At 65.1% G+C, this 7733-nt stretch carries 10 protein-coding genes; 4 read left to right on the top strand and 6 right to left on the bottom strand.

Going from position 1 to position 7733, the window contains the following annotated elements; genetic code table 11:
* Positions 1–495, top strand: a 495-nt coding sequence (locus tag B2527_RS07685; RefSeq protein ID WP_293707589.1) for an MFS transporter, incomplete at its 5' end; no start/stop codon positions are given.
* A gap of 116 nt (positions 496–611) precedes the next feature.
* On the opposite strand, the gene B2527_RS07680 is transcribed toward B2527_RS07685, so the two are convergent.
* The 6 genes from B2527_RS07680 to B2527_RS07655 form a co-directional block, all read right to left on the bottom strand.
* A complete protein-coding gene (locus B2527_RS07680) occupies positions 612–2669 on the bottom strand; it encodes an acyltransferase family protein (protein ID WP_293707587.1) in 2058 nt (685 codons plus the stop codon).
* 61 nt (positions 2670–2730) lie between these two features.
* A complete protein-coding gene (locus B2527_RS07675; RefSeq protein ID WP_293707584.1) occupies positions 2731–3393 on the bottom strand; it encodes a DUF2058 domain-containing protein in 663 nt (220 codons plus the stop codon).
* Positions 3394–3414: 21 nt separating this feature from the next.
* Positions 3415–3657, bottom strand: coding sequence for a SlyX family protein (locus B2527_RS07670; protein ID WP_293707583.1), 243 nt, complete (start codon positions 3655–3657; stop codon positions 3415–3417).
* Positions 3647–4999: a UDP-glucose dehydrogenase family protein gene (locus B2527_RS07665; RefSeq protein ID WP_293707581.1), complete on the bottom strand. Its 1353-nt coding sequence runs from the start codon at positions 4997–4999 to the stop codon at positions 3647–3649. Before B2527_RS07665 ends, B2527_RS07670 begins: the two co-directional genes overlap by 11 nt.
* Positions 5000–5026: 27 nt before the next feature.
* Positions 5027–5986 (bottom strand): FKBP-type peptidyl-prolyl cis-trans isomerase N-terminal domain-containing protein, encoded by a 960-nt coding sequence (locus B2527_RS07660; protein WP_293707579.1) that lies wholly within the window; start codon positions 5984–5986, stop codon positions 5027–5029.
* Positions 5987–6072: 86 nt separating this feature from the next.
* Positions 6073–6633, bottom strand: a complete 561-nt coding sequence (locus B2527_RS07655) for a glutathione peroxidase (RefSeq protein WP_414717035.1) — start codon at positions 6631–6633, stop codon at positions 6073–6075.
* Positions 6634–6769: 136 nt separating this feature from the next.
* Here B2527_RS07655 and B2527_RS07650 point away from each other — a divergent pair, with 136 nt between their 5' ends.
* The 3 genes from B2527_RS07650 to B2527_RS07640 form a co-directional block, all read left to right on the top strand.
* Complete coding sequence (locus B2527_RS07650) at positions 6770–7015, top strand: hypothetical protein (protein ID WP_293707577.1); 246 nt, start codon at positions 6770–6772, stop codon at positions 7013–7015.
* A gap of 3 nt (positions 7016–7018) precedes the next feature.
* Positions 7019–7381 (top strand): GntR family transcriptional regulator, encoded by a 363-nt coding sequence (locus tag B2527_RS07645; RefSeq protein ID WP_293707574.1) that lies wholly within the window; start codon positions 7019–7021, stop codon positions 7379–7381.
* Positions 7378–7733, top strand: a 356-nt coding sequence (locus B2527_RS07640) for an ATP-binding cassette domain-containing protein (RefSeq protein WP_293707571.1), incomplete at its 3' end; no start/stop codon positions are given. The genes B2527_RS07645 and B2527_RS07640, both read left to right, overlap by 4 nt.

Genomic DNA, 7733 nt, shown 5'->3' with positions numbered 1-7733 from the left:
TACAGCACCTCGCTGCTGGGGCTGATGTGGACGGTGGGCGTGGTGTTCGAGGTGGCGGTGTTCTTCCTGATCGCCGGCTTCTTCCGCCGCTGGGATGCCAGCTGGCTGCTGATCATCTCCATGGCCAGCGCCGCGCTGCGCTGGTGGGTCACCGCGCTGTGGCCGGAAAACCTGCCGGTGATGCTGGTCGCGCAGACCACCCACTGCCTGGGCTTTGCCGCGTTCTTTGCCTCGGCCATGCAGCTGCTGGCGCGCTACTTCCCGGGCAACCTCAACGGCCACGGGCAGGGCCTGTTCTATGGCTTCTCATCCGGCCTGGGTGGTGTGCTTGGCGCGCTGATCGCCGGCCAGCTATGGCAGTTCGGCGACGGCAAGGTGGCCTTCATCGTCGGCGGCTTCTTCGCCCTGCTGGGTTCGGTGATCGCCTGGTATTGGCTGCCGCCCTCACGCCAGGTGCGCCGCGCTGGCCAAGCCGCAGCCGAGGCGCACACTTGATGACGCCAGGCCACGTGCGGTTGCAACCCGCCGCACTGTAGATACGAACGCGTCTGTCTTCATTGCAGCCGCCATCAGTTACCCAGCGCTGGCCGCTGAGCGCAACGGCATGCAGCTCAGTGCTGGCCTTGCTGCAGCATTGCACGGAACGCCGGCAACAGTACCCGGTTACCCTGCCCGCTCAGGTGGTCTCCATCGAAATACAACGGCCTGCCCTCGGCAGCGGGGCCACAGACCTCGCCCGGGCATAGCACCGGCAACGGGTCCCAGACCACCGCGCCCGGCAAGGCCCGGGACAGTTGCTGCAGGCTGGCCATGGCCGGTGCCCGCAGGGTTTCCATTTCCGCGCGCGTGATCGTCAAGCCATTGGCACAGATCGGATTGTGCCGGTTGAAGACATCCGAACAGCGGAAGGGCGGCGCTGGCAGAACCGGCTTGGGCGCCTCCAGCACGATCCGCAGCCCTCGCCCGGCCAAGGGCTGCAACTGCGCGGCAACGCTCCGCAGCTCCGCCTGCCGCTGTGCTGCGACAGCTGGATCGGCTACCGCCGCAAACGCCTGCTGCCGGTCCAGCAAGCGGTCCTGGTCCACCAAGCGCGGTACGCGCAGGCCGGGCAGGAACAACACATCACCGGGGCGTGCCTGCAGGGCCACATCGGCCAACGCATCGTGCAGATAGCCCTCACAGCCTGCCGCCTGCCAGCCCTGCAGGCCCAGCAGCACGCAGCCACCTGCGCCGTACAGGCGAACCTGGCCGCCGTCCAACAAAGCCACGCGGCGCAGCATCTCGGTATAGCCCAGGGCATGCGAATCACCCACCACGAACAGGCGCCTGCCGGTGCCCGCTGGCATCGCACATTGCCCACGCTCGAACACCTGCGCCTGCCCACCCGCGAACCCCTGCCGGGATATCACGAGTTCGCACTGCGGGAACTCCCTACCCAACCCCTTGGCATACGGGTACCAATCCTGCGGATGCCGGCTGACCGTGCTTGCCGAGATGTACCTGGCCGCTTTCTCAAGCTGCCGGTGCAGGCCCATGCCAAGCAATAGAACCAGCAGCCCACCCACCACCCAGCGCAGATCGCTTGCCCGCCACCGCTTGCCATAGCGCAGCGGCTGTTCCACCCAGCGCCACGACAACCATGCCAACAGCACGGTGCACAGCAGCGCCAGCAGCCCGTTGAGTGCGGAATCCAGGCCCAGCGTCCAGCGGAACAGCACGAACACTGGCCAATGCCATAGATACAACGAGTACGAAAGGCGGCCGATCATCACCACCGGACGCAGTGCAAGCGCATGCCCGATCCAACTGCCTGCATGGGACTGCAGCGCGCCCAGCAGGGCCAGCGTGCCCAACACCGGCCACAGCCCATCGATCCAGGGCGAATGTCCAGCACGCGCCGCCCACAAGCCGTAACCCAACAGGCCAAGGCCGAGCAGTTGCACCGGCAACTGCCAGCCACCCGCGGCAGTTGGCGCCCCCGTGCGGGCAGCGCGCATGTCCAGCAACTGGAACAACAACACACCGGCACCGAGTTGCCAGAAACGCGTGGTGGTCTGGTAGAAGACTTCCACTTCATTCCCACCCTGCAGCGCGCGGCTCACCGCAAACGCCAACGACACGCCGCTTGCCAGTGCGAACAAGCCCATCGACAGCGCGCGTCCACGCCCGCCGCCACGCCAGGCAAGGAACAGCAGTGGGAACAACAGGTAGAACTGCTCTTCCACGCCCAATGACCAGGTGTGGGTATAGGGATTGAAGTCGCTGCGCGGTGAAAAATAGTCGTTACCGGTGCCGGCCAACACCCAGTTGCTGAGCCCGACAAAGGCCATGCGACCGGTTTTGCCGCTGGTTTCGCTGAGCCAGGATTCGGGAATGAACAGCGCACTCAGCAAGCCCGTCGCCAACAGGCAGACCAGCAATGCAGGCATGATCCGGCGCATGCGCCGCGCGTAGAAGGCCACCGCTCCCTGCCAACCCGTGGGCGTGTTTGAGCGTGCCACCGACGCGCTGACCACGAAGCCGGAGATGACGAAGAACACGTCGACACCGGTGAAGCCACCGGGCAGCCAGGCCGGATTGAGGTGGTAGGCGATCACGGCCAGCACGGCGATGGCACGCAGGCCATCGATATGGGGGAAATATCCGTCGTGTCTTGGCTGGCCCTGCATTGCCCCCCCTGCAAGAAAGCGGGCGCCATCGGCGCCCGTTGATCCATCAATCAGCTGGTTCTTACCAGACCAGGTCGTCCGGCACCTGGTAGGCGGGGTCGGCGTAGGGATCATCCTGCACCGGCGCGTTCGGGTCCACCTTCAAGGCCACCGACGCGGCGAACACCTGCTCGGCCTCGGCCAGCACGGCGGCGGTCACCAGCAGATAGCGCCCATTCTGTTGCAGCACGCCAAGCTCACCGGCGTTGAGCGCCTTCAACTGATCGGCGTTGACGTAGATGCGCTTGATCTTGCCGCCGTAAGGGAAGTGACGGGCGATGTCGGCATTGGGGTCATTCAGCCCCTTGTCCTTGATCAGCTCGTCAAGCTTGGCCCGCGCTTCGCGGCGCAGGCGTGCTTCTTCCTGCTTCTGCCGCTCGGCTTCGATGCGTTCGTCCTTTTCCTTCTGGGCACGGATCGCATAGGCCTTGGCCAGGTCGATGTCTTCCTGCGAGCGCGGCTTGCGCGGACCTTGCTGGGGACGGCCCTGGCCGGGCTTGCCCTGCGGACGCGGCTTGTCCTGCTGACCCGCCTTGGCGGCGTGGCCAGGCTTGCCTGCATGGGGCTTTGCTGCACCTTGCTTGCCCTGCGGCCGGCCATCGCGGCGCGGCTCGGGCTTGCGCTCGGGCTTGGGAACGGGTTTGAAACCCAGCCCAAGGAGCTGGTCGCGGAGAGTATCGCTCATGGTCAATGCTGTCTGCTTGTATCAGTAGTGCGGGGGCGGCGGTTCGCTGGCAGCGTCGGCGTTCAGTGCCGAACGCACCTTGCCCAGGTCTTCCAGCAGGACGCGCAATACGTCGGTATTACGCGAACCTTCCATGCGTGCATCGGCCAAGGCTTCGCTGAGCTCGGCCAAGGCCTGTTCCTGGAAGGAAACACGCATTTCAAGTTCGATGAGTCGTTCTTCCAGCGCCTGCTCGCGGGCGCTGGGGATCAGGTCATGCTGCATGGACTGAACGCCCCCGGCCAATGCCGTAATAAGCCAGGCCGGCCGCTTCGATCTCGGCCGGCTCGTAAAGGTTGCGCCCGTCAAACACCACCGCATCGCCCAATGCTTCGCGCATGCGCGTGAAGTCAGGGCTGCGGAACTGCTTCCATTCGGTGACCACCACCAGCGCATCAGCACCCTGCAGGGCATCAAAGGCCGAGTCACAGAAGGTCAGGTCGTCTCGCTCGCCGAAGATGCGGCGCGCCTCGTCCATGGCTTCCGGGTCATAGACGCGCACGGTGGCGCCGCCTTCCCACAGTTGGGCAAGCACGCGGCGGCTGGGAGCTTCACGCATGTCGTCGGTGTTGGGCTTGAAGGCCAGGCCCCAGACCGCGAACGTCTTGCCACGGATGCCCTCGTCCTCGCCGCGGTCGTAGTGACGCTGCACCAGCTCGAACAGATGCCCCTTCTGTGCGGCATTGACGGCTTCCACCGCATCCAGCAGTTTCGGCTGGTGGCCGTACTGGGCAGCGGTGCGGGCCAACGCCTGCACGTCCTTGGGGAAGCAGGAACCGCCGTAACCGGCACCGGGGTAGATGAAGTGCCAACCAATGCGCGGGTCCGAACCGATACCCTGGCGCACCTGTTCGATATCGGCCCCCACGCGCTCGGCGATGTTGGCGATCTCGTTCATGAAGCTGATCTTGGTGGCCAGCATGGCGTTGGCCGCGTACTTGGTCAGCTCCGCCGAACGCACGTCCATCTCCACCACGCGGTCGCGGTTGCGATTGAACGGCGCATACAGCCGACGCAGCGTGGCTGCGGCCTGGGCATTGCGTGCACCAATGACGATACGGTCGGGGCGCATGCAATCGGCCACCGCGTCGCCTTCCTTGAGGAACTCAGGGTTGGAGACCACGTCGAATTCGATCTGCTGCGTGCGGGCAGCCAGCACGTCGCTGATGGCCGCCTGCACCTTGTCGGCGGTGCCAACCGGCACCGTCGACTTGTTGACCACCACCGCAGGCCGCTGCAGGTGGGTGCCGATGGTGCGGGCCACCGCCAGCACATACTGCAGGTCGGCACTGCCGTCCTCGTCGGGCGGCGTGCCCACGGCGATGAAGATCACCTCGCCGTGTTCGATGGCCTGGGACGCGTCGGTGGTGAAGACCAGGCGCCCTGCGGCGTGGTTGGCCTTCACCAGCGGCTCCAGCCCCGGCTCATAGATCGGAATGATGCCCCGCTCCAGCCCGTCGACCTTGGCCTGGTCGATATCGACACAGACCACGTCATGGCCCACTTCGGCCAGGCAGGTCCCGGTGACAAGACCCACATAACCGGTACCAAAAATAGCTACGCGCATGGCAACAACCGCTCCGAGGCGAATGGATTACTTCTCGACGCCCAGCAGCTCGACGTCGAAGGTCAGCGTGGCATTCGGGCCGATCGGGCCACCCGGGGTGCCGTTTTCGCCGTAGGCCAGCTCACCAGGGATCCAGAAGCGGTACTTCGCGCCCACCGGCATCAGGCCAACGCCCTCGGTCCAGCCCTTGATCACCTGGTCCAGACCGAAGGTGATCGGCTCGCCGCGCTGGTAGCTGCTGTCGAACACGGTGCCATCCAGCAACTTGCCTTCGTAGTTCACGCGCACGCGGCTGGTCGGTGCCGGGTGCTCGCCGCTGCCGGCGCGGATCACCTGGTACTGCAGGCCCGAGGCAGTGGTCACCACGCCGGGCTGGGTCTTGTTCTTGGCCAGGAAGGCATTGCCCTCTTCGCGGTTCTTGCCCGCCACCGCCGACTGCTTGGCGGTGCTGAAGGCCTGCAGCGCGGCCTTGGCCTGCTGGTGGTCCATCAGCGGGGTGCCCTTGCTGAAGATGGTGCTGATGGCCTGGAACACCGAATCCAGATCGATCTCATCCTTGATCGGCGCCAGCGACGGGCCCACGGCATAGCTGCCCAGCATCAGGCCGACCTTTTCACGGTCGACGGACGGCGGCTGGCTGCCCGGGGCCATGCCTGGCACCTGCTGGCCCGAGCGGGCCATCATCACCGTACGCAGGGCCTGGTCGGTCTTCTGCGCATCTTCCTGCGACAGCAGCGGCTGGCCGCCGGCAAACGCGTTCTCGATGGCGCGGCGCAGTGCAGCCACGTCCACTTCCGAGGCGATCGGCTCGAACGAGCTGGCGACATCAACGCCGATGGCGTAACCGATTTTTTCACGATCCGAGGTCAAAACAGACTTCTCCTTGGTTGCCGCCGGAGCGGCAGGTTGTTGCGACAGCACGACCCCTGGGGCTGCCATCGCCAGAATCAGAAGCGACGCCACGGCGCCACGCTTTCCCATCTTCATTCGCTGCTTTCCTGGATAGTGAACAGACGCCACCGGTGGCGCGAGGGGCGACATTGTCGCATGCACGCCGCAGATGTCGAGGTAGGTCAGTGCCGGGGCACGGGCGCGGCAAGTTCGCGTTCAATGGCCGCACGCAGCTCCGGGTCGTCCGGCCGCACCTTGCTGGGGAACTGGGCAACCACCCGACCATCGCGGGAAATCAGATACTTGTGGAAGTTCCATGCCGGCGCCACGCCGGTGGCACGGGTCAGGTCGCGATACAGCGGCGTTGCTTCCTCCCCCACCACATGCACTTTCTCGAACATGGGGAACTTGACCCCATAGGTAAGCGTGCAGAACTCCTGGATCTGCGCCTCGGTGCCCGGCTCCTGGCCCTTGAAGTCATTGGACGGGAAGCCGAGCACAGCAAACCCGCGCGGCGACAGCGTCTGCTGCAGTGCCTCAAGGCCCTCGTACTGCGGCGTGAACCCGCACTTGGAGGCGGTATTGACGATCAGCAGCACCTTGCCGCCGTAGGTCTGGTTCAGGTTTACCTGCCCCTGGCCCGCCAGGGGACGGAAGCTACGTTCGAGCAACGGCCCCGCCCAGGCGCTGCCCGCCAGCCCAACCCCCGCAGCAATAACCATTGCAATCAATGAATTACGCATTTTCATCTTTCCACTCCCGGCGCTCGTTGCGGCCCTGCGCGGCATAGGCCATCAGTTGGGTGTAACAAAAGTTGCAAGTTGCCGTGTCGGTGTTATAGTTGCATACAACACCAGCCACCCTACACAGGGAGCCGCGATGAACCTCAAGCATGGCAGACACACACTGCACGCCCTGGTTACCGCCAGCGCCTTGCTGTTGCTCGGTTGTACGGCCCCTGTTGGCGGCGGTCGCACCGATGCCGGCAATTATGCCGCCGAGCTGGCTGGTGATGAGCAGGATGCGAACGATCAACCCAAAGCGAAACGGCAGGCCCGGCGGATGCGGACCAGCCTTTCACTGCCCTACTTTTCTTTCGCACCGTCGCTGAACCCGCGGAGCTGACTCATGACCGATATCACGTGGAGCGATGGCGCTCCCATTTACCGCCAGCTGAAGGATCGCGTCATCGCGATGATGCTGGACGGCCTGTTGAAGCCGGGCGATGCCCTGCCCTCGGTACGCCAGGTGGCGGCCGAGTACCAGTTGAACCCGATCACGGTATCGCGCGCCTACCAGGAGTTGGCCGACGAGAACCTGGTCGAGAAGCGTCGCGGCCTGGGCATGTTCATGACCGAGGAGGCCGCGCAGAAGTTGCGCGGCAACGAACGCGAGCGCTTTCTCAATGAAGAATGGCCGGCCGTACTGGAGCGCATCCAGCGCCTGGGCCTGACCATGAAAGATTTGCTGCCACCGGGGACCACTCTATGAACGCCGCCGTCGAAGCCGTCGTTTCCGCCCAGGGCCTGCGCAAGGCCTACAAGCAGAAGCCCGCACTGGACAACACCAGCTTCAGCATTGAACCGGGTCGCATCGTCGGCCTGATCGGCCCCAATGGCGCCGGCAAGACCACGGCCCTGAAGGCCATGCTCGGCCTGACCGCGTTCGAGGGCGAGCTGCGCGTGCTGGGCATGGACCCGCGCACCCAGCGCAATGCCTTGATGAACGATGTCTGCTTCATCGCCGACGTTGCGGTGCTGCCGCGCTGGCTGCGGGTCAAGGAAGCCATCGATTTTGTCGCCGGTGTGCATCCGCGCTTCGACCGCGCCCGCTGCGAGCGCTT

The organism is Stenotrophomonas sp. UBA7606, from assembly GCF_002477705.1.
Taxonomy (GTDB): domain Bacteria; phylum Pseudomonadota; class Gammaproteobacteria; order Xanthomonadales; family Xanthomonadaceae; genus Stenotrophomonas.
Note: the sequence above shows the minus strand (reverse complement) of the source record. Positions and strands in the feature narration are given on the sequence as shown.

Excerpts from the sequence above, each read along its gene's own strand:
- B2527_RS07680 (WP_293707587.1), bottom strand. The coding sequence starts at position 2,669 with ATGCAGGGCCAGCCAAGACACGACGGATATTTCCCCCATATCGATGGC.
- B2527_RS07675 (WP_293707584.1), bottom strand. The coding sequence starts at position 3,393 with ATGAGCGATACTCTCCGCGACCAGCTCCTTGGGCTGGGTTTCAAACCC.
- B2527_RS07645 (WP_293707574.1), top strand. The coding sequence starts at position 7,019 with ATGACCGATATCACGTGGAGCGATGGCGCTCCCATTTACCGCCAGCTG.
- B2527_RS07670 (WP_293707583.1), bottom strand. The coding sequence starts at position 3,657 with ATGCAGCATGACCTGATCCCCAGCGCCCGCGAGCAGGCGCTGGAAGAA.
- B2527_RS07660 (WP_293707579.1), bottom strand. The coding sequence starts at position 5,986 with ATGAAGATGGGAAAGCGTGGCGCCGTGGCGTCGCTTCTGATTCTGGCG.
- B2527_RS07665 (WP_293707581.1), bottom strand. The coding sequence starts at position 4,999 with ATGCGCGTAGCTATTTTTGGTACCGGTTATGTGGGTCTTGTCACCGGG.
- B2527_RS07650 (WP_293707577.1), top strand. The coding sequence starts at position 6,770 with ATGAACCTCAAGCATGGCAGACACACACTGCACGCCCTGGTTACCGCC.
- B2527_RS07655 (WP_414717035.1), bottom strand. The coding sequence starts at position 6,633 with ATGCGTAATTCATTGATTGCAATGGTTATTGCTGCGGGGGTTGGGCTG.